General features: G+C 60.0%; 22 protein-coding genes. 9 read left to right on the top strand and 13 right to left on the bottom strand.

Annotation, left to right across the window (positions count from 1 at the left end; all coding sequences use genetic code 11):
* Positions 1-398 precede the first annotated feature (398 nt).
* The 4 genes from VSP_RS10160 (at position 399) to groL (ending at position 5,569) form a co-directional block, all read left to right on the top strand.
* Positions 399-1,208, top strand: a complete 810-nt coding sequence (locus tag VSP_RS10160; protein ID WP_009960424.1) for a PEP-CTERM sorting domain-containing protein — start codon at positions 399-401, stop codon at positions 1,206-1,208.
* Between the two features lie 240 nt (positions 1,209-1,448).
* Positions 1,449-3,389, top strand: a complete 1,941-nt coding sequence (dnaK, locus tag VSP_RS10155; RefSeq protein WP_029190327.1) for a molecular chaperone DnaK — start codon at positions 1,449-1,451, stop codon at positions 3,387-3,389.
* A 220-nt stretch (positions 3,390-3,609) separates the two neighbouring features.
* On the top strand, positions 3,610-3,900 hold the full coding sequence (locus tag VSP_RS10150; RefSeq protein WP_009960420.1) for a co-chaperone GroES: 291 nt from the start codon (positions 3,610-3,612) through the stop codon (positions 3,898-3,900).
* A 49-nt stretch (positions 3,901-3,949) separates the two neighbouring features.
* Entirely contained in the window at positions 3,950-5,569 is a 1,620-nt protein-coding gene (gene groL / locus VSP_RS10145; protein ID WP_009960418.1) for a chaperonin GroEL, read from the top strand.
* Positions 5,570-6,220: 651 nt separating this feature from the next.
* Here groL and VSP_RS10140 read toward each other — a convergent pair.
* The 3 genes from VSP_RS10140 to VSP_RS10130 form a co-directional block, all read right to left on the bottom strand.
* Positions 6,221-6,931, bottom strand: coding sequence for a hypothetical protein (locus VSP_RS10140; RefSeq protein ID WP_009960417.1), 711 nt, complete (start codon positions 6,929-6,931; stop codon positions 6,221-6,223).
* Between the two features lie 258 nt (positions 6,932-7,189).
* Complete coding sequence (locus VSP_RS39205) at positions 7,190-10,597, bottom strand: VIT domain-containing protein (protein ID WP_081452479.1); 3,408 nt, start codon at positions 10,595-10,597, stop codon at positions 7,190-7,192.
* A gap of 283 nt (positions 10,598-10,880) precedes the next feature.
* The gene (locus VSP_RS10130) at positions 10,881-13,361 is read right to left on the bottom strand and encodes a beta strand repeat-containing protein (protein ID WP_029190326.1); all 2,481 of its coding nucleotides are present in this window, start codon (positions 13,359-13,361) and stop codon (positions 10,881-10,883) included.
* Between the two features lie 629 nt (positions 13,362-13,990).
* On the opposite strand from VSP_RS10130, the gene VSP_RS42135 reads away from it, so the two are divergent.
* The 3 genes from VSP_RS42135 to VSP_RS10115 all read left to right on the top strand — a co-directional run bounded on the left by VSP_RS42135 (position 13,991) and on the right by VSP_RS10115 (position 15,823).
* The gene (locus tag VSP_RS42135; protein WP_009960411.1) at positions 13,991-14,146 is read left to right on the top strand and encodes a hypothetical protein; all 156 of its coding nucleotides are present in this window, start codon (positions 13,991-13,993) and stop codon (positions 14,144-14,146) included.
* A 150-nt stretch (positions 14,147-14,296) separates the two neighbouring features.
* On the top strand, positions 14,297-14,725 hold the full coding sequence (locus VSP_RS39200) for a hypothetical protein (protein ID WP_009960409.1): 429 nt from the start codon (positions 14,297-14,299) through the stop codon (positions 14,723-14,725).
* Positions 14,726-14,983: 258 nt separating this feature from the next.
* A complete protein-coding gene (locus VSP_RS10115) occupies positions 14,984-15,823 on the top strand; it encodes a glycosyltransferase family 25 protein (RefSeq protein ID WP_009960408.1) in 840 nt (279 codons plus the stop codon).
* A 213-nt stretch (positions 15,824-16,036) separates the two neighbouring features.
* Here VSP_RS10115 and VSP_RS10110 read toward each other — a convergent pair whose 3' ends face one another.
* The 9 genes from VSP_RS10110 to VSP_RS10070 all read right to left on the bottom strand — a co-directional run bounded on the left by VSP_RS10110 (position 16,037) and on the right by VSP_RS10070 (position 23,099).
* Complete coding sequence (locus VSP_RS10110) at positions 16,037-16,816, bottom strand: glucose 1-dehydrogenase (RefSeq protein ID WP_009960407.1); 780 nt, start codon at positions 16,814-16,816, stop codon at positions 16,037-16,039.
* A gap of 144 nt (positions 16,817-16,960) precedes the next feature.
* Entirely contained in the window at positions 16,961-17,368 is a 408-nt protein-coding gene (locus VSP_RS10105; RefSeq protein ID WP_009960406.1) for a hypothetical protein, read from the bottom strand.
* A gap of 57 nt (positions 17,369-17,425) precedes the next feature.
* Positions 17,426-17,764, bottom strand: coding sequence for a DUF5713 family protein (locus tag VSP_RS10100; protein WP_009960405.1), 339 nt, complete (start codon positions 17,762-17,764; stop codon positions 17,426-17,428).
* 350 nt (positions 17,765-18,114) lie between these two features.
* Positions 18,115-18,627, bottom strand: a complete 513-nt coding sequence (locus VSP_RS10095; RefSeq protein ID WP_029190325.1) for a DUF2721 domain-containing protein — start codon at positions 18,625-18,627, stop codon at positions 18,115-18,117.
* 128 nt (positions 18,628-18,755) lie between these two features.
* Complete coding sequence (locus tag VSP_RS10090) at positions 18,756-19,448, bottom strand: HAD family hydrolase (protein WP_009960403.1); 693 nt, start codon at positions 19,446-19,448, stop codon at positions 18,756-18,758.
* A 112-nt stretch (positions 19,449-19,560) separates the two neighbouring features.
* The gene (locus VSP_RS10085; RefSeq protein ID WP_009960402.1) at positions 19,561-20,550 is read right to left on the bottom strand and encodes an aldo/keto reductase; all 990 of its coding nucleotides are present in this window, start codon (positions 20,548-20,550) and stop codon (positions 19,561-19,563) included.
* 187 nt (positions 20,551-20,737) lie between these two features.
* Entirely contained in the window at positions 20,738-20,905 is a 168-nt protein-coding gene (locus tag VSP_RS42130; protein WP_009960401.1) for a hypothetical protein, read from the bottom strand.
* Between the two features lie 32 nt (positions 20,906-20,937).
* The gene (locus VSP_RS34790) at positions 20,938-22,215 is read right to left on the bottom strand and encodes an MFS transporter (protein WP_044133494.1); all 1,278 of its coding nucleotides are present in this window, start codon (positions 22,213-22,215) and stop codon (positions 20,938-20,940) included.
* A gap of 35 nt (positions 22,216-22,250) precedes the next feature.
* Positions 22,251-23,099: an HAD-IB family phosphatase gene (locus VSP_RS10070; protein WP_198141356.1), complete on the bottom strand. Its 849-nt coding sequence runs from the start codon at positions 23,097-23,099 to the stop codon at positions 22,251-22,253.
* 257 nt (positions 23,100-23,356) lie between these two features.
* On the opposite strand from VSP_RS10070, the gene VSP_RS10065 reads away from it, so the two are divergent.
* Together VSP_RS10065 and VSP_RS10060 are read left to right on the top strand one after the other, a co-directional pair.
* The gene (locus tag VSP_RS10065) at positions 23,357-24,469 is read left to right on the top strand and encodes a GntR family transcriptional regulator (RefSeq protein WP_198141355.1); all 1,113 of its coding nucleotides are present in this window, start codon (positions 23,357-23,359) and stop codon (positions 24,467-24,469) included.
* Positions 24,470-24,559: 90 nt separating this feature from the next.
* Positions 24,560-24,778 (top strand): hypothetical protein, encoded by a 219-nt coding sequence (locus VSP_RS10060; RefSeq protein WP_009960396.1) that lies wholly within the window; start codon positions 24,560-24,562, stop codon positions 24,776-24,778.
* 32 nt (positions 24,779-24,810) lie between these two features.
* On the opposite strand, the gene VSP_RS10055 is transcribed toward VSP_RS10060, so the two are convergent.
* The gene (locus VSP_RS10055) at positions 24,811-25,281 is read right to left on the bottom strand and encodes a hypothetical protein (protein WP_009960395.1); all 471 of its coding nucleotides are present in this window, start codon (positions 25,279-25,281) and stop codon (positions 24,811-24,813) included.
* Positions 25,282-25,290: the final 9 nt, after the last annotated feature.

Below are 25,290 nucleotides of genomic sequence, written 5' to 3'. Positions count from 1 at the left end.
CCACGAAATCGAAGACAGAAGACTTCAAGACAGAAGACCTGATCCTGAGCGCCCCGGTTTCACGACCGGGGCGCTTTTTGTTTGAAGGTGCGCCTTCGACAACCTGGCGCAAATTGGCGATCGGCATGGGTTGCCGAGCGACTGACCTGCGGGCCGCGGCAAGACGAGTATATTCGTAAGGGAGTTGGACGCTCGAACAAAGGAGTTGTCTTCAGTCGCGCTTTGTCGCGGCGGAAAGCGGTGTCGCGCCACCGTCCTCCAAAGACGCTTTGGGACGACGGAGAACACGAGCCTGCCGCCAATTTAAGCAAGCCATCCCGCCGCGCGCCCCATGGTGCCAACTGCTTGAAAGGTTCCCCTCCCCAGCGCTGTAGTCTGCGCCCACTTCCTGCCAACCCATGCTGCCCTCCCGCTCGAAAATTCAACATCTCGCTCTATTCGCCCTGACCTTTCTGGCCACCGCATGGGCCATGCCCTCGGTGGCACTTGCAGGCACCATCATCAGCTTTAACCCCCAAGCTTCCACAGGTGGCCTCATGACCACCACCTATCTGGCTGGTGCGCCCGGCGTGCGAGTGGGCTATTGGAACAATTTTAATGAATCCAACCTCGTGTTGGATGCCGCCGACAGCATGCGCTATGACGACGGCACCCTCGTGGGTGGCAGCTTCACCATGACGTTCAATATCCCCGCCAGCCAGGGGCTCCTGACGAACCGGACGAGCAACACCACCAACGACCCCCAGATGTTCAACGGCGTGGTGGACGTGTACAGCGCCACTGCCAGTACGGCCGCCTTTAGCAACATCCCTTTCGAGACCTACGACATCTACGTTTACATGCGCAACGATGGCGCCAACCGGATCGGCGGCTTCACCATCGGCGGCACGACGTACTATGCCCGTGGCACCGGCGTCGCCAGCGACAACATCCCCGGCACCGACGGCTCAGGCTACGTCCTCTCCACCGACACCACCATCATCGACGGTACCGACAGTTCCGTGGACCAGGGGAACTATGTGCGGTTCAGCAACCTCACCGGCTCCAGCCAGATTCTCTCTCTGTTCGCCGCTGATGGTTCCACCGGTGTAGAGCGCAACAAAGTGGCGGGCTTCCAGATCGTCGCCACCCCCGAGCCCTCCCGGGCTGTGCTGTTGATGCTGGGCGGCGTCCTCCTGCTCACCCACCGCCATCGCAGAGCAAAGTAGGCCAGCACTTCAGTGCGTTAGAAAACGCCACCCCCTGCGTCAATCTGGCCAAAAAGTCACGCTCTATTGCGCCACTTTGTCACCATTTTACCCAAGCCCACTCCACCCCATTCACCCACTCACCTCTATAACTCACTCACTTTAAACACATTAACTCAAAATAAACCCTGATGGCACGTCTCGTGCCCTACTACTCTCACCCGGACCGACTCCGGGTACGAAAGGAACTTTACCAACATCATGAGCAAAATTTTAGGCATAGACCTCGGTACTACCAACTCCTGCATGGCCGTCCTTGAAGGCGGGGAAGCACAGGTCTTGGAGAATTCCGAAGGTGCACGCACGACCCCGAGCGTGGTGGCCTTCACCAAGAGCGGCGAGCGTGTGGTGGGCCAGGCTGCCAAACGCCAGGCTGTGACCAACCCCCGCAACACGGTCTTCTCCGTGAAGCGCCTCATGGGCCGCAAGTTCTCTGAACTCACTGCCGCCGACAAGCAGGTGCCCTACAAAATCGTGGCGGCATCCAACGGCGATGCCCACGTGGAAGTGGAAGTGGGCGGCGAAAAGAAAGTTTACAGCCCGCAGGAAATTTCCGCGATGATCCTCGCGAAGCTCAAGTCTGACGCAGAAGCCCGCCTCGGCGAGACTATCACTGAAGCCGTGATTACCGTGCCAGCTTATTTCAACGACTCCCAGCGCAACGCCACGAAGGCCGCTGGCGAGATCGCCGGCCTCACGGTCCGCCGCATCATCAACGAGCCCACCGCAGCCTCCCTGGCCTACGGTCTGGACAAGAAGAAGGACGAAAAGATTGCCGTGTATGACCTTGGCGGTGGCACGTTCGACATCTCCGTGCTGGAGATTGGTGACGGCGTGTTTGAGGTGCTCGCCACCGACGGTGACACCCACCTGGGTGGTGACGACTGGGACAACAAGCTCATCCAGTGGATCATCAGCGACTTCAAAGCAGACTCCGGCATTGACCTCAGCGGTCAGCCCGACGCCCTGCAACGCATCAAGGAAGAGGCCGAGAAGGCCAAGATCGCCCTCAGCTCCTCTCAGAGCTATGACTTGAACCTGCCCTTCATCACGGCAGACGCCACAGGTCCCAAGCACATCATGAAGTCCCTGAGCCGCGCCAAGATGGAGCAGCTCACCGACGACCTCTTCGAACGCACGGTCAAGCCAGTGCGCGAGTGTCTCAATGCCGCCAAGCTGGATGCCAGCAAGATCGACGAGCTCGTGCTCGTGGGTGGCATGACCCGCATGCCCAAGGTGGTCGAAACCGCCCGCAAGCTCGCCGGGAAAGAGCCTCACAAGGGTGTGAACCCGGATGAAGTCGTCGCCGTCGGTGCCGCCATTCAGGGCGGGGTGCTCCAGGGCAGCGTGAAAGACGTGCTCCTGCTCGACGTGGCCCCGCTCACGCTGGCCATCGAGACGGAAGGTGGCATCGCCACCCCCATGATCCCGCGCAACACCACCATTCCCAAGCGCCACACCCAGACCTTCTCCACCGCCTCAGACAACCAGCCTGGCGTGGAAGTGGTGGTCATCCAGGGCGAGCGCCCCATGGCCCGCGACAACAAAACGCTTGGCACCTTCAAGCTCGATGGCATCCCGCCGATGCCCCGCGGCACTCCGCAGATCGAAGTCACCTTCGACATCGACGCCAACGGCATCCTTCACGTCTCCGCCAAGGAAAAGACCACCGGCAAGGAAAGCAAGATCTCCATCGCAGGCTCCAGCGGCCTCAGCAAGGACGAGATCGAGCGCGCCAAGCAGGAAGCTGAATCCCACGCCGAGGAAGACCGCCTCCGCAAGGAAGGCGTCGAGACCAAGAACCAGGCTGAAACGATGGTGTACCAAGTGGAGAAATCCCTCGCAGACCTCGGTGACAAGGTGCCCGCCACCCAGAAGCAGCCCATCGTGGACAAGGTGGACGCCCTCAAGAAGGCTATCGCCGACAACGACACCTCTGCCATGAAGTCCCAGACGGATGAGCTGCAGAAGCTCTTCGCGGAGGCCTACCAGCACATGGCCCAGGCCGGTGGTGCCCCTGAGGGTGCCGCTCCCGGGCCGGAAGCTGCCGGTGCCCCCGAAGGCGCTGCCGAGGCACCCAAGGACAAGGGCAAGGTCGTGGACGCCGACTTTGAGGTCGTTGACAGCGACAAAAAGAGCTAAGACTCCCCCTTTGAAGCACGCGGCATCCCCCCTCTAAAAACGGGTCCGATCCCGTGCTTCAACCGCTTTCCGCGTCCCGCTTCCGACGTGGATTCAGTGACCGACAGAGATTTCCCCACAGCCGGTAGCGACACCGCATTTTTGAAAAACGGCGCGCTACCGACTGGGTGAACCAAACCAAAACACAACAGAAACCCGAAAAGCATACAGCATACCAACCATGGCTACCAAAATCACACCTCTGGGCCGCCGCGTCCTTGTTAAGCGCGTTACGAGCGAGGAAAAGACCGCGGGCGGCATCTTTCTGCCCGACACCGCCAAGGAAAAGCCCCAAGAGGCTGAAGTTCTCGCTCTCGGCACCGGCAAGGATGACGAAGGCAAGGACGTGACTTTCACGGTTGCAGTCGGCAACAAGGTGCTCATCTCCAAGTACGGCGGCACGGAAGTGAAGCTCGACGGCGACGACGTGCTCATCATCAACGAAACCGACATCCTCGGCATCATCGCCTGATTGCGGGCGGATCCTCTCCACTTAACTCAAACATCGAATACCTAAGAACATGGCTAAACAACTCAACTTCGACGAAAGCGCCCGTCAGGCACTTCTCCGTGGTGTGCAAAAGATCGCCAGAGCGGTCAAAGCCACCCTCGGGCCTTCCGGCCGCAACGTGATCCTCGAGAAGAAATTCGGTTCCCCCACGATCACCAAAGACGGTGTCACCGTGGCCAAGGAAATCGAACTCAGCGATCCCTATGAAAACATGGGCGCCCAGCTCGTGAAGGAAGTCTCCTCCAAGACCAGCGACGTGGCCGGTGACGGCACCACGACCGCCACGGTGCTCGCCGAGGCGATCTACTCCGAAGGTCTCCGTAACGTGACCGCCGGTGCCAACCCGACCTCCCTCCAGCGCGGCATCCTCAAGGCCACCGAGGCCATCGTGGCCAAGCTGAAGGAAATCAGCCAGCCCGTGACCAACGCGACCGAAATCGCCCAGGTCGCCACCGTCTCCGCCAACTGGGACACCGAAATCGGCAACATCATCGCCGACGCCATGGACAAAGTGGGCAAGGACGGCACCATCACGGTGGAAGAAGCCAAGAGCATCGAGACCTCCCTCGACGTCGTGGAAGGCATGCAGTTCGACAAGGGCTACCTCAGCCCCTACTTCGTGACCGATGCTGAGAGCATGGAAGCCGTTCTTGAGAACGCCCTCATCCTCATCCACGAGAAGAAGATCAGCAACCTGAAGGACCTCCTTCCCCTGCTTGAGAAAGTGGCCCGCACCGGCCGCCCGCTTCTGATCATCGCTGAAGATGTCGAAGGTGAAGCCCTCGCCACCCTCGTGGTGAACCGCCTCCGCGGCACCCTCAACATCTGCGCCGTCAAGGCTCCTGGCTTCGGCGACCGCCGCAAGGCCATGCTTGAAGACATCGCCATCCTCACCGGTGGTCGCTGCATTACCGAAGACCTCGGCCTCAAGCTCGAAAACCTTGAGCTCACCGACCTCGGCCGCGCCAAGCGCGTCACGATCGACAAGGAAAACACCACCATCGTTGAAGGCGAAGGCGGTTCCGAGGCCATCGCCGGCCGTGTGAACCAGATCCGTCGTCAGATCGACGAAACCACCAGCGACTACGACCGCGAGAAGCTCCAGGAGCGCCTTGCCAAGCTCGCAGGCGGTGTGGCCGTCATCAACGTCGGTGCTGCCACCGAGACCGAGATGAAGGAAAAGAAAGCCCGCGTGGAAGACGCTCTGCACGCCACTCGTGCAGCCGTTGAGGAAGGCATCGTCCCAGGGGGCGGTGTTGCCCTCATCCGTGCTCAGGCTGCTCTGGCTGAGCTCCAGCTGACTGGCGACGAAGCCACCGGCGCTGACATCGTCCGCCGCGCCATCGAAGCACCTCTCCGCCAGCTTGCCGCCAACGCAGGTCTGGAAGGCGCCCTCATCGTGGCCGAAGTCAAGAAGGGCTCCGGCAACAGCGGCTACAACGTCGCCACCGGCGAATACGTGGACCTCATCAAGGCCGGCGTCGTTGACCCGACCAAGGTCACCCGCAGCGCCCTGCAGAACGCCGCCTCCATCAGCGGTCTTCTCCTCACCACGGAGTGCCTCATCTCCGACATCCCCAAGGAAGAGAAGGCTGAGCCTGCTCACGACCACGGCGGCATGGGCATGTAATTCAGTGGTTCGGTAAGCCGGTAAAACGGTGAACCAATAACCCAAGCATCAGCGGGTCGCAGGAAACTGCGGCCCGCTTTTTTGTTTTCACAAACCATCAGACAGGGCTCAACAACTCCAACGCGAACAAGAGTCGCGAAGCGTCCTGGAGTGCCGGTGGCTCGACACCGCTTTCGCGGCTCTTGCCATTACCTATTCAGTCTGTAGCTTTCCCCGAAGGGGATATCTACCACAGCCCAGTGGTTGGACGAGCCTCAAGCGAGTCAAACCCTGGGAACCTCCGGAGAGAGATGATCAGGTGGGGCGGCCAACTGCATCCACTTTCTCCCCACCGCCATGAACGCCTCCACGTCAGATGGATGCGGTGTCATGTGCTGCGTGCGCTCCCCGAGCTTCCCATGCGTAGGTCATTTTGAAAAACTGCCGGACCACGTTTGCCCGCCCAGGCGCCTCGTCAGACCACTGGCAGCACAATGCCAACAGACATGCTGGCGGAGGCACGGGATAAGCCAAAACGCATCCGGCAGGCGAAAGCGGTGTCAAGCCACCGACACTCCAAGACACTGGCGCGCGCGGAATCTATGCCAGGCGAGTTGCGCGCTCTCCAGCGTTTTGCGTCTTGCAGTCTTGTGTCTCCCCGCGCAGCGGCTCTCACTTCAACACAAAGACCACCGTCGCTCCCACCAGCGCGGCAAGAGCCAGCCAGATGACCAACGCCATGACCGGATTGCCATTGGCAGCAGCAGCCTCGCGATGTTCACGGGTCATGATGCTGCGCAGATGATCATCCAGTCCCGGTTGCTGAGAGAGCTCCAACTGCGACATCGTCACTTCACTCAGGAATGGATTGGGAACATCCTTCGGCTGACGCCAGGTGATCTCACAAACATAGCCTGCGCACATCATCAGCCCCAGGCCCGCTCCGGGCAGCCACAGGGTACCTTCATACAACAGCGCGGCGTCTCCTGTGGGATTGGCCGCTTGCGAAGGAGAGATCACTTCCGACTCCTGGAAAGGGTCTGTCACCGCGTCTTCCTTGCGCCATCCCGCGCCGGAGATGATCGGCTGCATGGCCAACAAGGCCTCGTGCAGCGGCACATCAATAATGGGTTTGCCCGCCCAGCGGTACTTGTCTGAGTCTTCCAGAGAGATCTGGTAGAGGCGCTGATGCTTGTCGAACACCAGTTCCAGATCCCATCCAGAGGTCACCAAAAAACATTCTTCATCCTCCTCCCAATCGGAAGTGTCCACGCCCTCTGCATTCAGCAGTGCCTCCACCTCCTTGCGAGTCATTCCCGGCCGCAGTCCGCGCCACGACTTCAGTTCAGACAAATCATACGTGAGTTCGGCAGGGGCATTCATAACAATCAATCTTCAGGCTGAGCACCAGGCGACCGTCGTAGGACGGTCACTCACGGTGCGGTTCTGCCTCATGCATGTGAATCTCCTGCTGCTTGTGACACCGCCACATCACATCGTTGCTGTGCCCTGATGCATCTGGCAGGTGGAGCCGCCCATTTCTGACGGCTAAACGGCCAATTTCCCCTTCCACACTTCCCCCTCACCGATGAACTACTGTTCTACCGAATTACAGAGTCACCGATATACTGACGTACCGGGTCACTGGCCGACCAAGAACTTGCCGATCTCAATCACTTCCTTCTTGTCCTCCAGCCGCCGTGTCACGGCGTCACGACGCACCTTCCCTTCTTGATCGAAAGCCGTCTGGAACTCCACCTGCACCGTTGTAGCCCCCGCCAGCTTCTGCTGGGTGTTGCCAAAGTAATTCACCTTCACCGTATAGGTGCCCGGAAGCGGACGGCGCACGGTGAAGACTTCCGGACCGTAGCCCCGCGTACAGTCTGCGCTCATGTATCCACCGGTCTTGGTGCGGTTGTGATTGTAGATGCAGATCTCCCCGGTGGGGTCGATCACCCACAGGTCCATGTCCGTGTTGTCCGCGTCCCAAGTCAGCACTACCCGCAGATCCACGGGCACGCCCTCCAGCAACGCGGCCGGGATCCCCAACGACTCCACATCCGGCCTCCGGTTGGCCGGGCAGTCCGCCGGCACCTTTTTCAGCAGGTCATTGAGTTCGTGCAGCGCGATCACCTCCACATCACGGAAGCGGCCATCCCACTGTTTCCTCACCACCTCTGAGAGCAACCACGCCGCCCGGGCATAGTCTGGCTCCTTACTCTCCGCCAGACACAGTGCCAGATCACGCCGGCTCTGTGGCTCCTCGCCGCGCATCTTCAGCACCGCCTCAAACAAAGGCACCGCCAGGTCAAGCCTCTCAAGCTGCTGCAGGCGATAGGCCAGGATGCGCAGCAGGGGCGCACTCTCCAGCTCCATCTCCGCCAGGTTCGAGAGCACACGCAACGCCAGACGTTCATCCTTCTTTTCCTCACGGAAGAAGTCCGCACAATCCAGGAAAAAAGCGGAACTGCTGGCGTTGGCCGGGCGCTCCTTCAGATACGCCGCATAGGCATCCTCCGCCTTGCGCAGCTTCTTCAGGTAAGGGGTGTTGGGATCCCAGGCTTTCACTTCAATCTGACTCGTCATGGCAGGTGGGGAAGCATCGCCACTCTCACCCACGACCGATTTGGCGCTGGCGCGACTCCGTGACAGCTCAGCGGGAGCGGGAGAAGCTGGGGACATCGGCATCACGGCCATGGGCTGGGCCGCGGTCGCCGGGCGGGGCGGTGGCGGAGCTGCTCCGCCAGCAGCCCCGTAGCTGCCCCTCGCTTCCCCCTCGGTCTCCTGCTTGAGTTGATCGTCAGATCCAGGCAGCATTTCAAGCCTGCGCTGACGCAGCGCATCCACTGCCAGCATCACCTTGGTTGCTTCCTCGATCCACTGGTTCCGGCTCGCCGTCTCACGCCCTTCCCTCTTCCATCTGGCGTCCAGATCACGCGCCTTCTCTTTCAGAGCAGCGGCAGCCGCCGAGTCTTCCTGGCTCAAAACGCCGCGCTTTCCAGCTTGCCCCACAGCCTTCCCTCCCGGCTGGTTCTCAACAGAGAGTGCCGCATACAGTGCCGCCTCACGTTCGGCTGCTGGCTTCAACACCGTCTCCAGCCAGGGATGGCGCTTGTCATGCCATTCGTTGAACTCCTTCCACGCCTTCGCTACTGCCGCCAGATGCTCGGCCTCATCCTTCTTGCGCGAGTCCTTGGGCTGTTTTTTCAACAGTGCCAGGTATTCATCCCTCAACTCCGGCTCCGCCGGTTCGATCCCATGACGCACGTAGTCCTCCATCCGGTCCAGCACGATCAAAGACGTCCCCTCCGTCACCAGACGGTGGGCCTTGCCCAAGGCAACAATGGCCGCATCACTGTCCGGCTCCAAGGAGAGTTCCGCGACCCGCTTCTGCGCCCAGGCCCGACGGATAAAATCCCCACGATCTGCGACCAGTGCCTGCTTGGGATCGAGCGTGATCTTCCGCGTCATCGTCACCCTGCCCCTTTGACCGAACATGAGTTCCACCTCACTGCGCCCCTCCACCCGTCCGGCCAGGGAGAACACCCTCCCCACCGCCTCCGGACGGCTGGGGCTCACCTCCGTCACCTTTCCGGAGACCACCCTCGCACCGAGGAATTGGAACGGCACTGCACTGAGCGACTTCACCGCGTCCTCTACTCCCGTCGTCAGCAGGTTCACAACCTGTCCTCCAGTCGCGGCCGCCATCTGCTGCAGCCTTACCTGATCCACCATCGCCGCAGCGTGCACTGCATGCAGTTGCACCGGCCGCCCGTCCTTGCGTGCCCGCCCCGGGTTGGAAGTGTCAAAGTTGAAGAACCCGTCCGATACCAGCAGCGCCACATCTGACTCCATCACACTGAGCAGATCCACTGCCCCCTGCGAAGTCCCGCCATCCAGCGGCAGGTCGTCTATGGCTTCCTTCAGGGCTGCCGTCTGACCGTTCTGAATGACAAAACGCCGCGGAGCATCCGCATCATTGCGGAACGCGATCAGATCCACCTCCACCGAGCTCAGGCTCTTGAGCCAGGAATCCAGGAACCGCCACTCCAGGTCCCGGTCCCGTTTTGCCGCACTGCCAGAGGCATCATAAAACAGAGCGATGCGACCCGGCTTCGCCACCGGCGTCATTTCTGGCACCTCCAGCTCCACCCGGGCATGAAAATACCCCATCGACGGCTCCAGCGCATCCGCCACCATCAGAGCGTGCGCACCGCTCCGCTCTCCACCATGGGGAACGAGGAAACTCAAAGGCTTTTCCAGCCGCACATTCTCCAGCGTCAGTTCTGCCACATAGCTGTCCCGCCACTTCTCAAAAGAGAGCACCGCAGAGTCCTGCTTGTCCGTCACGGGTGACAGTTCCTGCTTCACCACCTCCGCCCGGGCGTGAAAACGCCCCACCTTTTCACCGAAGGCCATGGGCAGATGGTAGCGAAAGCTCTCGGCACCCCCCTCACCCACCTGCGATTGCAATTCCTGCTCAAAGGTCACCGACACCCGCTTCGTTCCTTGGGCCGGGATGGGATACACCCGGGTACGGAAGACATTGCCCTTGGTCAACTCAGCCAGACCGGGATCAATGCCACGTCGCACCACCTCTTCAAAAATTTCGCGTCCCTTCTCCTTCTCCACCACCACTGCCTGGCGCATCTTTCCCTCCACCTCCAGCGCATAAACCGCCACGGTCTGCCCCACCCCCAGAGGGAAGATCAGCTCCCCCTCCAGCACCCGATTATTGGGATTGTAGAAGGCCATCTCCATAGTGGTGGTGGCCAGATGTCCCTGGACGCGAATTTCCACCTTCACCTCCTGGACAGTCATGCCCTTGAGCCTGCCCTGTTGAGGATCCACCCAGATGACCGGTGGCCGGTGCCCCAGAAGGTGCTCATCCTCCACCTGCGGCAACCGGGTGATGGGACGGTTGGGGCGCGGCGGCAAGCCATCCCTCTTGCTTTGCGCCCAGGTGGCGGTCTCAACCGACAGAATGGTCAAAAGCGCTAGAAGCAACGGCTTCATCCATAGTGAAGAAGGGCGAACGAGAGGATGCATGGCAAAAGGGGGTTCAAGTAGAGCGACTGGCGCAAAGAGCGGATCCAAAGAGCCAACTCCCGCCGGGCATCACGCATCAGCACCCCGGTTCTTGGGTGAAAAACACCCTGTCTCCAGGCACTGACACGAGACCACATCCTGCATGTCAAAAGCCAAAAGATTGTGACAGGGGGAACCGCAGTGCGCGTGCTCGACAGGTCAGGTCAAGGATTTGCACCGGCGCGGCACCCTTTTCATCCCGAACCCTCCGGGTTCATGACATAACACCGAACAAAAGAACCTCTTACCTCCTTCTCCTCCGCCCTGCAACAGCCACCAACCCCAGCATCAACAACATCGCCCTACCGGGTTCCGGGGTGACGTTCAATTGCAAAATTCGTCCTGTGATATCGAACTGGAACGTCCCGATCTTACCCGCCCCCAGACCAGTGACGGCGAAGTCAGTCAAGTCCACACCCGTCGCAGTCACGGCCAGATTCGTCCAGTCGATGAGGTCGTAAATGCCGTTGTCGTAGCCCACTCCGGGAGTGATGGCAAAAGTCGTGCTGCCCGTGGTGTTGGAGGTGAAGGTTCCACCCGTCATCACGATCTTGTCCGATGCAGCAGTCGTTCCGAGATTGTAATTCAGTACCGCACCGCCGCCTGCATTCAGCGTCAGCCCACCCGCCAGCGTCAAAGACCCCGTGCCAGCACCGGCGCTGTCACCGGGCGAAATGATGGCTCCACTGGCCACCGTCACCAAGCCCCCCACTGAACCCGTCCCAGCGAGCGTGCCTTTGACGGTACTGCTGGAGAATCCAATGGCCACATTTGTGGCCCCCAGCGATCCCACCCCTGCCACCCCCACCTGTATCGTGCCATTGCTGATGATGGTGTTCCCCGTGTAGGTATTTGCGCCCGTTAATACGAGTACTCCGGCGCCATTGCTGCTGCGAGTGAGTTGGCCGTTGCCGCTGATGACGCCGTTGACCGTGGTGGAACCAACGCCCTGAAACACCAGCCCGTTCGCCGCAGTACCGGTGGTCTTGATGTTGCCGTTGATGGTGAGACTGCTCACGCCCTCGACGCCAATCCGAGTAATTTGCGTGGTATCGGCGTCGATGTTCCCATTCCACACGTTGTTTCCACTGCTGCTATAAAGCGCCCCCACACTGCCCACGCCGCTTCCAGAGATAGCGGATGTGGCACCTGTCTCAGTGATCGTTCTGCCCCCGACCAGCTCCAGCGTGGCACCGGAGGCCACCGTTGCCCCGCCTGTAGGAGTCCCCATGCTCTGGTCATTCAACACCCGCACGGTGCCGCCCGAGACAGTCGTGACTCCGGTGTACGCGTTCGCGACGGACAAAGTCAGGATCCCAGTCCCGAGCTTGATCAGCCTCAAGTTGGTGTTGGTGAGCCCTGTGCTCAGGTCAAAGGTGCCCCCCGCAGCATTAGTGGTGTCCAGTCCCAATCCACTGCCGGCAACAAAGCCCATATTTTGGAGGAGGAGCACATCCGCCAGGGTAAACTCGTCTGTTCCTCCCACATTCAGAGCAAGAGCCCCGGCCGCCGCTGCCGTGATATTGGCTGAAGTCCACTTGCTGGTATCCGCGTTGTAGAGGGAAACCCTCTTCGCAAACTGGAGTATTCCACCACTTATCGTCGTGATCCCCGTGTAGGTATTCACGCCGCTTAAGATCCACCGCCCTGTTCCGGTGGTGCTTTTGGTCACCCTTCCCGCACCGCTGATGTTTCCAGAGATCACCCCGTTGCCATCCCCCTGCAGCACAAACTGGTCAGTCACATCGGAGCTGACGGCGACGTTTCCACTGATCGTCAACGTTCCTGAAGTGGAGACGACCCGCGTGGTGGCGGAGCCCCCCACCGTAATGTCGCCTGCCCAGGTGTTGTTGCCGGATTCATTGCGCAGGGCCCCCGCAGTTGCCGCGCCGTCCCCGTCGATGGCGAGAGATTCTCCCGTCACAGTCACACCGCCGGACATCAACAAGGCACCTCCTGCGGTAACCACTGTCGCCCCATCGGTGGTCCCCAGCCCCTGATTGTGACGCACACTGATGGACCCGTTGCTGATGGTGGTGACCCCAGTGTAGGTGTTGGCTCCAGCCAACGCGAGGATGCCGGAGGAACCGGCGTTCTTCGTGATCCCCACGCTTCCACTGACGATGCCATTGATGATGGCAGAGGAGTTGCCTGTCACCGTCAACGCATCGGACAATGACACATTCGCGTCGATGCTGATCTGAGGGATGGTGTTGAGACCGGCTCCGGTGCTGCCGGTGGCGTTCAAAGCCAGCGTCGGGCCGATACCTCCATTGCTCACGAAATTGAGGGTGCCCCCCGAGATGGTCACTTTGGCGAAGTTTGTCCCCGTCCCTGTCCCCGCATAGCTCATGGTAAGCGAGTTGAGCACGAACGGATCCGCCACATCATTGTTCGCAGTCAGCACGTTGGTGTTCACCAACCCCGCCCCCGCCCCAAACACCAGAGCGGTGTCACTCGCACTGACGGGCACGACATCCCAGTTGGTCCCTGCCGCCCACTGGGTGGTCGTACCGGTGGTCGTATTAGTGTAGGTGTAGGTCGCCGCATTGACCCGTCCCGCCCCCAGCCACAGGCAAACCAGAGCAAGAGTAACTCTCACCGCCCAGAATCTTCGCCTCGACGGCCCCATCCGGCCTGGATTCAGAGCAGCAAGGCACCCCGCTGCCCCTGAGGGGAGGGCAGATAGGGGCACCACCTTGGGCAATGAGGCGTCAGAAATCATGGCAAAAGGAGTCGTGGAAAGAGACCGAAATCGCGAAACAGTTCCGGTACCATGATCCCTCCGCCGTACCGCTCCGGCACCGCCCCATCAGGATACCCGTCCTTGTATGGTCATTGTCGCCACAACCCGGAAACTGCACGACTGTTTCGTCATTCCTAAAAAAGATTCGTCGCCAACCACTTGTGCGGATCTCAACTTCTCCCAGGTGTCACCATGCACTGCGGCCCGAAAACTGGCTGGCAGACGGAGCGGGCCTGACGAGGATGACACCCCTTCCCCCGCTGGATGAGCCACTCAATCCCCATGAAAAAGGCCAGCAGCACCCCGACATAGGCCGCCGCTCCGATCGCCATGGCTGCCAGATCAATCCTAAAGGACAGCAGTAATGGGCAGCGCGGACAGTGACATCAGTCAACCATCGGACGTTCGAATCCCACCTCCCACGAGTTCATGAACTAACTCAGAGCTATCTCGGATCACGACAGACTCATACCCACTACAACCGCCACGCGCAGGCGAGACCATGCCCCTTCGACCCAGGCCGCTCGACCACAAACGGAGGTCCCCCAGCGCGCTTGAGCCAGAGGGAGAGCCGGCATCGATTCAAACCGGAGCGACTCCCGGGCAACATGGATCAACTCCATCGTCAGGTGGATCGCCTGACGCGGGCCTGCCAGCCCTCAGGGGAAATCACTCGTGATCACAACTTTGCCACCGAGGCAGAGTTGAAGGAAAAGATGCTCAAGGTGGACTTGCGTGATGGCATTATCTGCGGTGCACCATGAAAAAAAGAACATCTCTTTCAACATTGGGCACCTGAAAAAACCACTGTGTTCCCTGTAAAACCCCTCCATCTTATCCTTTGTCGTCAATTCCCTGTAGCCGTAACTGAATTTTCTCCTTTGAGTCGCGCCATATCTCGCTAACATCCTCGCATGGCTCAAACCATCTCTCTCCCCTCGCTTGATCAACTCAAGCAAGCTCTGGTCATTGCAGAGAAAATTCAGCGTCTGCAGACCGATCTCGCCACCGTCATCCGTTCGTCCACCCCTCCCGCACCGGGGCGCCGTGGCCGCCCGAGCAGCAATGGCCCTCTCGATATTAATGCATTCCTGGCCGCTGCCACCCGCGCCGTCGCCACCGTCACCACCAAAGCCACAGGCAAGCGCGGGCGCAAACCTGCTGAAGAAGCGCCTAAGCGTGGTCGGGGCCCCGGCCGCCCACCGGCGAGCAAGAACAAAGTCAATGCCAAATCGGCAGGCGGCAAGCGCAAGATGTCTGAGGAAGGCCGTCGCCGCATCATTGAAGCGCAGAAAAAACGCTGGGCTGCGGTCGCCGCTGCCAAAAAATCCTCCGGTGCGTAAACGCGCTCCTCGCCCTTTCATCTCACTCACTCCAAGGTCGATGTCCCTTCCCAGGGCTTCGACCTTTTTCGTTTCCCCCACCCCTGCGCCGGATGCGATTTCAAAACTTGATCCACTTCTCTGTCAGACTCATTCCACAATGAAAGTATATGGGGCGATGTAATACTCCATCATCATAAGACCATTTCGACAGGTCCCAAAACTCACTCACCGCCACCGAGGACGGTCTCCCTCTGAATCACGCCCCCTTTGACTAACATGGAGCTCCCCACCACAGCCACCACCCCCCTCTCGGGGCCGGTTCATGAGTTAAAGTTGATCCGCCGCAAAGAGGCGCCTGCGACAATGTCTAAAGAGAAAGGGCCCACCTCGGTGGCTCTCCCGACATTCGTCATCAATCTTGCCCGGGCCACCGAGCGGCTGGCCGAATTTGAGGTGGGCAGCCAGGATCACGGATGGGAAGTCGCGATCTTCAATGCCATTGACCGCCGTGACCTGAAGGTTGCTGAGAGCAGCCCCACGCACAAGGTGGTACTGCACCGCGACGACCTTGGCATCCGCCTGTGCAACATCCCCGACCGGGCAGGGAAGCTTTCCCTCCATCTCGGACACATCGCCTGCGCTCTCTCCCACATGACTCTTTGGCAGAAGGTCGTGGCAGAGGAGCTTCCCCATGCGTGCATTTTTGAGGATGACGCCCAAATCGTGCGCCCCTGGTGGCACCAGCCCTGGCCCGCCACCGCCGACTTCATTTTTCTCAGCAATCGCGTACCGGGCCTGATACCTCAACACATCCAGAGCACCGACAAACTGGATGCCCACCTGGCCGCGCATCCCTACATCCCTCTCGCCCCCGGATGCGGCACCGAGGCCTATATCGTCACCCAGCAGGGAGCCCGCAAAGCCCTCGCCATCATGGCGGAGATGTACCTGCCCGTCGATCTTCAGATCCTCTGCTGCGCCCACGGTGCCCGTCTCATCCAACACTCTCTCCTCGCAGACAAACTCCCTGCCATGCCTGAGCTCGAAATGTGGACCACCTCCCACTTCTTCACCCGGCACCAGAACGACCGGCCCAGCTACGTGAACGAACGATAGCGCCCCTCTCAGAACCTGTGTGGATAAAAGCGCTGGGTGTGTTGCGAGGCGTTTTGAGTCTGGACAAGGCACTAAGAGGGGGTGAATCGTGATTCACAACCGATGAGCAACGCCGTCCAGGCTCAAAAGGGCCGCAACCCAGAGGGGCAGATTCAGATGTTTTTATCCAAACAGGTTCTCAGCCCTCTTTGCATCCTCACCCCTTTTCCCTTCTTACCCAAAATAACTCATCTTCTTCGTCATCCCACCATCGATCACGAAGTTCTGCCCGGTGATAAATCCGGCTCGAGCTGATCCCAGATAGGCCACCATCTCGGCGATATCTTCTGGATGCCCCACCCGACCGGCTGGATGTTGGGCATGATCTTGCGGGCGCAACTGTGGTGCCTTGCGCTCACTGCGCTTCTGCCACTCATCCACCACGATCCATCCGGGGCTGATGCAGTTCACCCGCACGTCCGGCCCGAGACTGATGGCCAGCGCATGGGTGATGGCCACAATGCCACCTTTGCTGGCGGCATATGCCTCTGTGTCCACTTCCGATTGCAGTGCCCGGGTCGAGGCAATATTGACGATGGCCCCCCGCTGCTTGCGCAAGTGCGGCACCGTATGCTTGCTGCACAGGAAGGTCCCAGTGAGGTTGGTTCCCAACACCCGGTTCCAATCCTCCAGCGTCAGTTCCTCCACCGGGGTGGGCTCCTTGGTCCCGTGGCCCGCATTGTTCACGAGCAGATCGATCTGGCCGTAAGTGGCAAACGTCTCGGCCACCATATCCCGCACAGACGTCTCATCTGCCACATCCGTCTGGATGCCAAAAACACGATCCGGGGCGCTCTCCCCCAGTTCATCCGCCGCCTCCGCCGCCGCGTCATCATCCTTGTCCGCAATCACCACCCGCATGCCGCGAGCCAACAGTTTCATCACAATGCCGCGCCCAATCCCCTGGCCACCGCCAGTGACGATGGCAACCTTGTTTTCCAGTTCTTTTGCCATGACAAAATCCAGTGCAGAAATTCCAGCCAACAACGCCTGAAAACCTCGCAGAACCATCCCGGATTGCAACGCCAGACCTCGCCCCTTGCCTCATCAGAGGACGCCAGGGGTGGACCAAACCGGCCCATCCCGACAAGTGCCCCCTCAGGACTCAAACGCCCCGATGATGGGCCACACACATTCCGCCAAATAGGGTGGCAGCTCCGGTACGGTCACCACATCGCAAAGCCTGCTCATCACGGTCGTCATGGTTGAATCGACAAAGTCGACGGTGCCTTGGTCCAGCCCCATGCGCGGAATGGCCTGCTCCAGCGCGGCAGCAATGTCAGGAAGGGGTGCGTTGGTCCACGTGAAGATTTGTCCGAATGCGGGATGCTGCTGCCGTAGAAAGCCAAGAAAACCCATGGTCATGTCAATCGCATCGCGATGCTGCTGATAGAATTCCGGGGAGCACTCCCTGACATTCTGCATCTTGCTCATCGCCGCCAGGGTTTCAAAAAATGTTGGCGGCTCTTTGCTTTTTTTACGTTGGAAGAAACTCAAAATGCCCATGACAACTGGTGGTGTAAAAATCGGCGTTTGCCGGGGGCAACCTCCAAAAAAAACGTGCTACCAGTCGCGTGGCGCAATGACCTCTTCAATATCCAGGTCGAAGCCATACGCTTTGACAATGAAATCGAAGTCTGCAGCGAGGATCTCCCGCGCGTTGGTTTCCAGCTCACTATCGTTGTCTTCGAACTCTGAGACCAGTTCATTGATCTCCTCGGTCGCCGCATGCGTCAGTTCGAGCAGGTCGGAGTCCTTGGCCGGATTGACGCGTTCGATCTCTTCACAGAGCGCGATGAGAATGTTGCGGCACTTGTCCACGAGAAAGGTCGGGAAGTAGTCGTCCTCGTACATTTCTTTGACAAAGGAGTACGAGCTAAGGTTTTCATTGGTGATGGCCATGGGAGTGGGCGCAGAGGGGTGTGTTTTGTTGAGTTGAATACTGTCGCGCGCATCTTTGAAACATCTCCGACCTGTCGTCAAACCCTCAATGGCAACGACGCCTGCCAAAAAAGGGTACCGCGCACCCGAAAACATGATGCGATCCGCATCAGAGTCCTCCGGAGTCTGGTTGCGGCTCAACTGCTTCGCGTTCTTTTCGGCCCTTCCGCCACTTTAGATAGATCACCATGTTCCCGAGGACAAAGAAGATGGCCGTGATCGAACCAACTATCCGAAGCTCCTTGGACAAATCCGCCGGATATGCCAGTCGTCACGCCCGCGCCCCAGATCCTCGGTCTAACGCTCATCTCTTAACGACGACGCACCCTCTCTCTCCCCCGTATGATCTCCGCTTCCTGATGGATGTTCAACAGCGAAAGCGCCGTGGCTCGGAACAAACACGCACTACCCCAGATCAATCCGCCAAAGCCTATAAACCCCAGACCCAGCCCCACCAGCACCAGCCCCTTCAGCCAAAACCCCTGCTGCAACGACGCCAGCACCACCCCCAGCAGGGTGATGAAGGTGGCACCAGCAAACGCCGCCAGCGCCAGATAGATGGAGAACAACGCCCGCATGAGCAGAGCCGCCTGGGCCTCCGCACGATCCACCTGTTGCAAGAGCAACTCTCCCGCCTCATCCGACTCCACCCCCTTCTCAGACTTCGCCAGGAACTGCGCCATTCGCTCCCGCGTCCGCAACAAGCGATTGATCGTACTCTGCGCCAGCATGCTGGTCGCATTTGTCAGCAACGCCGGCGCGACGATAAACGTCAGCACCGCAAAGGGACTTTGGGTCAAAGGAACGGCAGCGGAGGCATCCATGAGATAGAGAATAAATTGGTTAACCACAGGGAAAATCCAAACTTCAAACACCAAACGTCAAACCTCAACGCCGCTCGATCCACCCCTTTCCCAGCTTGTGAATCTTTCCTAAATCTTGTTAATCCTGTCTAGCCTTCTTCCCCGCGGATCCCCACCTCGTACACATGCTTCAGCAAGTCATCAGGATCCGCATACACCCGGTACGCGCCCGACTTCTCCAACTCCTCCTGACCATACCCGCCAGAGAGCAACCCCACGCCCAACGCTCCCGCGCGACGGGCCGCGAGCATGTCCCAGATGCTGTCTCCTACTACAATGCACTTCGTGATGTCCGCGCCCAGTTTGGCGGCAGCAGCGAGAAACAGATCCGGATTCGGTTTCGCATAGGAAACCTGATCACGTGTCACGATCGGCACGTGTTTGGGCACCTCCAGCATTTCCAGCACCGGACCAGCACTCTCGATTTTTCCACTGGTGGCGATGGCCCAGGGCACGTCCCACTGGGTCAGCGCCTCCAAGAGCTTCTTGGCCCCAGGCAGGGGCTTCACCTGAGAGCGCTGGCGTGCATAGCTCTCGGCATGGCGACGCTGCAGACGCTGCGCCACCTCAGGCGGCAGCTCCAGCCCTGTCTCCTGTATGAGGGCATTGACGAACAAGCCCCCGCTCATCCCGATGCGCCGGTGAATGCGCCAGACGGAAAGCTGTATCCCCTCCGACTCCAACGCCTCCCGCCACGCCAGCACATGCTGATACACACTGTCCACCAGCGTGCCATCGAGATCGAAGAGGAAGGAAGGAGGAGCAACAGAGAGAGGGGACATGGGGAGAAGAGTGAAAAGTTGAGAGTAAAAAGTGAAAGGTAATGACTTTCATAGGACACGGTAGCCTCTCTCAGTCATTCCTAATTCCTAATTCATCATTTATCATTCCGCGTCAGCGGCCCACCATGCCCATCCAGGCCTCTGGGTAGCGGGTGCCGGCAGCCGCATTCTGAGGCGCTATTTCATCGATCCTTGCCAGATCCTGTACGGTGAGCTGCACTTCCAGAGCTTTCAGATTATCTTCCAGGTAGGAGCGACGTTTTGTGCCAAAGATGGGCACAATATCCTGGCCTTGCGCCAGCACCCAGGCCAGGGCAAGTTGGGACGGCGCGCAGCCCTTGTCAGCGGCCAACTGCTCGATCTGGGACACAAGTGCCCGGTTGCGCTCAAAGTTCTCTCCCTGAAACCGCGGAGAGTGCCGCCGATAGTCGTCGGGTTCGAAGTCCTCAAACCGTTTGATCTGCCCGGTCAAAAAGCCGCGCCCCAGCGGGCTGTACGGCACAAAGCCAATGCCCAGATCCCGGCACACGCCCAGCAGTTCATCTTCCGGATCACGTGACCACAGAGAGTACTCGGTCTGAAGCGCGGCAATGGCATGCACCGACTGTGCACGGCGCACCGTGTCCGGCCCTGCTTCCGAGAGCCCCAGGTACCGCACCTTGCCTTCTTGCACCAGTTGCGCCATCGCCCCCACCGTCTCTTCGATCGGCGTTTCGGGATCCACACGATGCTGATAGTAGAGATCAATCACGTCCACACCCAGGCGTGCCAGACTCGCCTCACAGGAGGCCTTTACGTATTCCGGCCTCCCACTCACCCCACGCTTGGCGGGGTCATTAGGATCGCGCACGATGCCAAATTTCGTGGCCAATACCACCTGGTCCCGACGATCCCTGATCGCGCTACCCACCAGTTTTTCATTCGTCCAGGGACCATACATGTCGGCCGTGTCCAGGAGCGTCACCCCCAGATCGAGCGCCCGGTGGATCGTGGCGATGGATTCTACGTCATCCCGCTGCCCGTAGAAATCGGACATGCCCATGCATCCCAGCCCCAGCGCAGAAACGCGCAGTCCGTTTTTGCCCAGTTCACGTGTGATCATAAGGAAGTCGCTTGCCGGTCAGTTGATTTGATCGTCCAGGCAGGGGGCGGTGCTTCCCGCTCCCTGCAATCTGGCCTGGACATAAGATACGATTGCTCCACAGGTTCTGGCTGGCCCATCCTTGGGGAGGATGCGTGCTCCGCCGACAAATCGGGTCCTTCGTATGCGAGTATTCCGCTTGAGGCCATCAGGGCATCAGCGGCGCATACACCCACAGCCGCAGTCCTTTGGGCAGCGCACGCTTTACCGGCGCAGCCCCCTTGACGCCATCCTCCACCAGCTGCGCACGTTCCAGACGCACCTGCTGGCGTTCTTGTTCTGTCATCAAGTTTACTTTTGTCGTTTCTGTCTTCATAATTCAATCAAAGTTAGTTTCGGCTCCCCGGCTTAAACGCTCAACCGCTGAGACGCCTGGACTTGTGATGTGATTTCATCGCTCCTCCGGGTCCGCAACGCTGCCGCCAGCGTCACTGCACACGCACTGGTAAGCACCACCAGCCCCAGCGCACCCCGCAGGCCGATTCCTTCAGCCACAAATCCAATCAGGGGCGGACCCAACAAAAAGCCTCCGTACCCAAGCGTTGTCACCGTCGCCAGAGCCAGCCCTGGGGAGATCTCCTTCACCCTCCCGGCGGCGCTGAAGACTTGAGGGATCACCGTGGCAAATCCAGCCCCCACGGCCGCAAAGCCCAGCACCGCCGCGTACGGATGGGCCGTGACGAGGGCCAACAGCAAACCAGCCGCAGCCAGGACCCCACTGCCGCGCACGAGGCACTCCGGCCCCAGACGCAAGGTCAAAGAATCTCCCGCGATGCGCCCCAGCATCATCGCCAGGGAGAAAGCCGCGTACCCGGCCGAAGCCAGACCATCGCCAGCACCAGTGACCTGTTTGAGAAACAGACCGCTCCAGTCAGCCATCGCCCCCTCCCCCATCATGATGCAAAAGGCCAGTGCTCCCAGCGCGATGAGCCTCCGCAGATCCGCTGCGGAGATGGCGGCCAGGCCGCTCTTCCCGGAACCGCTGGCCTGAAGCCGCCCTCCGTTCGAGGAAACTTTATTTTCACTCCTGCGATCCACCGGATCATCCGGCAGCAGGGGGCGAAGCGCAATCAACACGACCGTCCCACCCAGCAGGGTGGCCACCGTCACGAAATGCGTCTCCACCGGCACTGCCAGCCAGGCCATCCCGGCGCCCAATGCCGCACCCGCCAGACCACCAGCGCTGAAAAGCGCGTGGAAGGATGACATGATGGGCCTGTGGTAACGCCGCTCCACCAGCACGGCCTGGCCATTCATGGCCACATCCAGGCCACCATGACCAGCACCAAAAAGAAAGAGGCCTGCCTTCAGCCAGTGAACCCCGGGCGCAAAGGCCAGACTGGGCAGCATGCTGGCATACACCAACGTCCAGAAGGCCGCCACCCGCCGGCTTCCCAGCCGGGCAGAGGCCCAGCCAGACAACGGCATGGCCACCAACGCCCCCAGAGCCATGCCCAGCAGCGCCACCCCCAGCGCTCCGTGCGTCAACTCGTGACGCTCCTGCACCATCGGAATGCGGGACACCCAGGTGCCAAACAGCATACCGTTCAGCAGGAAGAGCCACGATACCGCCCGCCGGGCTGCCAGGGCGGCGGGTGCTGGGGTTCTTTGCAATAGCTCACTCATCAGGGGGCAATCAGGAGAAGAATGAATGCGGGCCTTCAGCCCAGCAGCGCGAGGTGCGTGGCATCATGCCGTGCCCCCATGGGATGAAAGCTCACCCAGTCCGTGTGGATCTTGTCCCAGTCTTGCAACGCCATGCCGTGGCTGGCAAAGAGTGCCCGGATCTGCGTGGAGTTCCAGAGCAGCACCTCCTCCAGGATCGGCACCAGCACACTCAGCGCGTTGTCACTGATCACCGTGCGCTGCGCGATACGGCCCACCGCCTTCGTTTCCGAGACGGCAATCGTATGCCCATCCCGGCTGTTCACATGGTGCATTACATAAAGGTCAGAACTGCCGTCGCCCATGTAGATGGTACGGTCGGGACTCACGCGCAGCGCGGCCTCGATGCCTTCCAGCACCGTCACTTTGCCGTAACCTGCCGGGGTACGAGTCACGCTGGCGATCTCCCCGGTGGCGGGGTCAAAGTCGAACTCCGTGCCATACACCCGATCGGGAGGCACAATGCCCTCCAACGCCGAGCGCACCACCTCAGCCGGACCGGCAGAGATCACGTAAAAGGGGAACTCATAGCCCGGCAACCCCTGGGCCAGCACCCTGCTCAACAGATCCACCTGGTGCTTCAACCGCACTTTCTTGCCCGCCGCCACCAGATGCTCACGCCGCACGCCTCGGAAGGCGGGATCATGCCGCAGCAGATACGCCAGTTCCGCGCCTTGCTGCACGAGGTGGGTTCTCGCCAGTCCTGCGACCTTCTCCTCAAAGCCTGGTACGCCCAACAGTTCCGCCAGCACATATCCCGAGTCATTGAAACTCAATGTCTTGTCAAAGTCGCTCGCGACCAGAAAGCGTCGCTCGCCGGAGGTCTCAAATTCAGTGGTCCTCATGGTCGTCTCCTTTCGTGTGGTCATAGATTGATGTTTGGTTATAACAGCTCTTGCCAAGCTGACTTAACTCCAGCTAAAGAAAGCATGCTCCATGCTCTCCGCAAGGTCACTACGCCTTGCGAAGTCTTTCGAAAAGATGAAGTCCTCCCGCCTTAAGGGGGCCCCTCCTTATAGAGTCGATGTTTCCAAGTTGATGTAACAACTTTAAGCCTTTACCCTCCCACCACCTGCCTGCCCCAACATCGCCCCCGCTCCCTTTGAAAATCTCTAAACACCGCCAAATCCACGACACCTTGCGCCTGGAGATTCTTCACGGCAAGTATCAGCCAGGACAGAAGATCCCCAGCGAAGCTGCCCTCGTCACACGATTTGGGGCCTCACGCATCACCGTGGGCCGGGCTGTGCGTGATTTGCATCGCTCCGGGCTCGTGGAACGCCGCGCCGGGTCTGGCACCTATGTCCGCCTGCCCCCTGCTGAGATGGGCGTACCCGAACAAGGTCTCACCTTTGGCCTGCTCATTCCAGACCGGGGGCGCACAGAGATCTTCGAACCGATGTGCCAGGGCATGGCAGAGTCCCCGCAGGCCCTGGGCCATGCCCTGCTCTGGTCCAGCTCCCTCTCGCGGGACCCCTCACTCTCCCGCGCCGCTCAAGCATGGGAGATCTGCCAGAGCTACCTCGGCCGCCGGGTGAGCGGCGTCTTCTTCGCTCCGCTGGAAGCCGCCTACGATGAGGACCAGACGAACCACCGCATCGTCACTGCCCTGGATCAGGCTGGCATCACCGTAGTACTGCTGGACCGCGACTTTCTGCCCTACCCCAAACGCAGCCGACACGATCTGGTGGGCATCGACAACCGCCGCACTGGCTTCGCCGCCACCCAGCACTTGGTGGAACTGGGTTGCCGCCACATCGCCTTCGTCACCTACCCGGAACCCGCAGCCACCATTGACGAGCGCATCGCAGGCTACAGAGAAGCCCTCTACACCAACAGCCTGCCGGTGGTCCAGGCGCATGTGCAACGCCTGGCCCCTGACTCACAGGAACAGGTTCAAACCCTCCTCCACAGCGCCACCCCCGACGGCATCGTCTGCGCGAACGACCGCACCGCCGGCCAGCTCATGCACAGCCTCATGCAACTCGGCCACCGCGTTCCTCAGGATATTCGCATCGTGGGCATTGATGACATCGCCTACGCCAGCCTCCTGCCTGTCCCTCTCACCACCCTGCATCAGCCAGCCCGTGAGATCGGCCAGGCCGCGATGAGTGCCATGCTCGACCGCCTGGCCCGCCCCGACATGCCCGTGCGCGATATCTTGCTGGAATGCCCGTTGATCGTGCGGAAATCGTGCGGGGGGCTTAACGCTTGAGGGTGGGGGGCGAAAGTCTGCAAAAGTTGCCCCCCTCGTTCGCTCTCCTGCAAACGATTCCCTTCCGTTCATTACACTCCTCCCTGCGTCATGATCGAGACACCTTTCAAATCCGACTGGGCCACCCTCAAGCGCCGCCTGCAGGATCTGCATCCCGACCTCAAGGAAGACGACGCCCTGCCGCCATCCGGCACCCATTCGGAGGAAATCGTATGGCACATTCAGCGTCGTCTCGGCACCAACATCGAAGAAGCCCAGGCGCTCTTCGACGAAGCCAACCAGACCGACGGCCCCTGCCCCGCGCAGTGAGGCCCGCTGCGTGGGGTGTCTTCGCATCTTCGTCATTGTCGGCGCTTCACCATCCACATGTGAATGCGATGAGAGCCCAGAGAGAGCCATAGCCCGGCCCCAAAGACGATTGCGGGGGTCAGGAGCGCCGTTCCAACACTCTGTGGCAACACATCCTCACGCTGCACCCCGAACGTCATCGGAGGGCAAAAGATACCGATCACTTGAGCCACCGCCCACAACTCGGCAAAAATACCCGCGAGGAAAAGAAAACTCTCGTTAGCACCGAGTGGTCCACCACCAGGCTCTTGAGCCCGCCGTTTGCCGCTCAGATGCGAGGAAATCTTTGGTGCCAGTTTCCAAACCACGACCGTCCCTAACACATACATGACAATCCCAACCAAAATGGCTGCGCCCGATCGGACCATGATTCCCTCATAAACCTCATCTTTCCCAATTGAGATGGCCAGCGAAAGCCATGGAATACCACCAAGGTCTCGAATACCAAACAACAGAAAAATCACCGCAGCAGC

Origin of the sequence: Verrucomicrobium spinosum DSM 4136 = JCM 18804, assembly GCF_000172155.1 — a bacterium.
Classification (GTDB): domain Bacteria; phylum Verrucomicrobiota; class Verrucomicrobiia; order Verrucomicrobiales; family Verrucomicrobiaceae; genus Verrucomicrobium; species Verrucomicrobium spinosum.
The sequence above is the reverse complement of the archived record's forward strand: the minus strand, read 5'-3'. Positions and strand labels throughout refer to the sequence as shown.

Excerpts from the sequence above, each read along its gene's own strand:
- VSP_RS10160 (WP_009960424.1), top strand. The coding sequence starts at position 399 with ATGCTGCCCTCCCGCTCGAAAATTCAACATCTCGCTCTATTCGCCCTG.
- dnaK (WP_029190327.1), top strand. The coding sequence starts at position 1,449 with ATGAGCAAAATTTTAGGCATAGACCTCGGTACTACCAACTCCTGCATG.
- VSP_RS10150 (WP_009960420.1), top strand. The coding sequence starts at position 3,610 with ATGGCTACCAAAATCACACCTCTGGGCCGCCGCGTCCTTGTTAAGCGC.
- groL (WP_009960418.1), top strand. The coding sequence starts at position 3,950 with ATGGCTAAACAACTCAACTTCGACGAAAGCGCCCGTCAGGCACTTCTC.
- VSP_RS10140 (WP_009960417.1), bottom strand. The coding sequence starts at position 6,931 with ATGAATGCCCCTGCCGAACTCACGTATGATTTGTCTGAACTGAAGTCG.
- VSP_RS39205 (WP_081452479.1), bottom strand. The coding sequence starts at position 10,597 with ATGCATCCTCTCGTTCGCCCTTCTTCACTATGGATGAAGCCGTTGCTT.
- VSP_RS10130 (WP_029190326.1), bottom strand. The coding sequence starts at position 13,361 with ATGATTTCTGACGCCTCATTGCCCAAGGTGGTGCCCCTATCTGCCCTC.
- VSP_RS42135 (WP_009960411.1), top strand. The coding sequence starts at position 13,991 with ATGGATCAACTCCATCGTCAGGTGGATCGCCTGACGCGGGCCTGCCAG.
- VSP_RS39200 (WP_009960409.1), top strand. The coding sequence starts at position 14,297 with ATGGCTCAAACCATCTCTCTCCCCTCGCTTGATCAACTCAAGCAAGCT.
- VSP_RS10115 (WP_009960408.1), top strand. The coding sequence starts at position 14,984 with ATGGAGCTCCCCACCACAGCCACCACCCCCCTCTCGGGGCCGGTTCAT.
- VSP_RS10110 (WP_009960407.1), bottom strand. The coding sequence starts at position 16,816 with ATGGCAAAAGAACTGGAAAACAAGGTTGCCATCGTCACTGGCGGTGGC.
- VSP_RS10105 (WP_009960406.1), bottom strand. The coding sequence starts at position 17,368 with ATGGGCATTTTGAGTTTCTTCCAACGTAAAAAAAGCAAAGAGCCGCCA.
- VSP_RS10100 (WP_009960405.1), bottom strand. The coding sequence starts at position 17,764 with ATGGCCATCACCAATGAAAACCTTAGCTCGTACTCCTTTGTCAAAGAA.
- VSP_RS10095 (WP_029190325.1), bottom strand. The coding sequence starts at position 18,627 with ATGGATGCCTCCGCTGCCGTTCCTTTGACCCAAAGTCCCTTTGCGGTG.
- VSP_RS10090 (WP_009960403.1), bottom strand. The coding sequence starts at position 19,448 with ATGTCCCCTCTCTCTGTTGCTCCTCCTTCCTTCCTCTTCGATCTCGAT.
- VSP_RS10085 (WP_009960402.1), bottom strand. The coding sequence starts at position 20,550 with ATGATCACACGTGAACTGGGCAAAAACGGACTGCGCGTTTCTGCGCTG.
- VSP_RS42130 (WP_009960401.1), bottom strand. The coding sequence starts at position 20,905 with ATGAAGACAGAAACGACAAAAGTAAACTTGATGACAGAACAAGAACGC.
- VSP_RS34790 (WP_044133494.1), bottom strand. The coding sequence starts at position 22,215 with ATGAGTGAGCTATTGCAAAGAACCCCAGCACCCGCCGCCCTGGCAGCC.
- VSP_RS10070 (WP_198141356.1), bottom strand. The coding sequence starts at position 23,099 with ATGAGGACCACTGAATTTGAGACCTCCGGCGAGCGACGCTTTCTGGTC.
- VSP_RS10060 (WP_009960396.1), top strand. The coding sequence starts at position 24,560 with ATGATCGAGACACCTTTCAAATCCGACTGGGCCACCCTCAAGCGCCGC.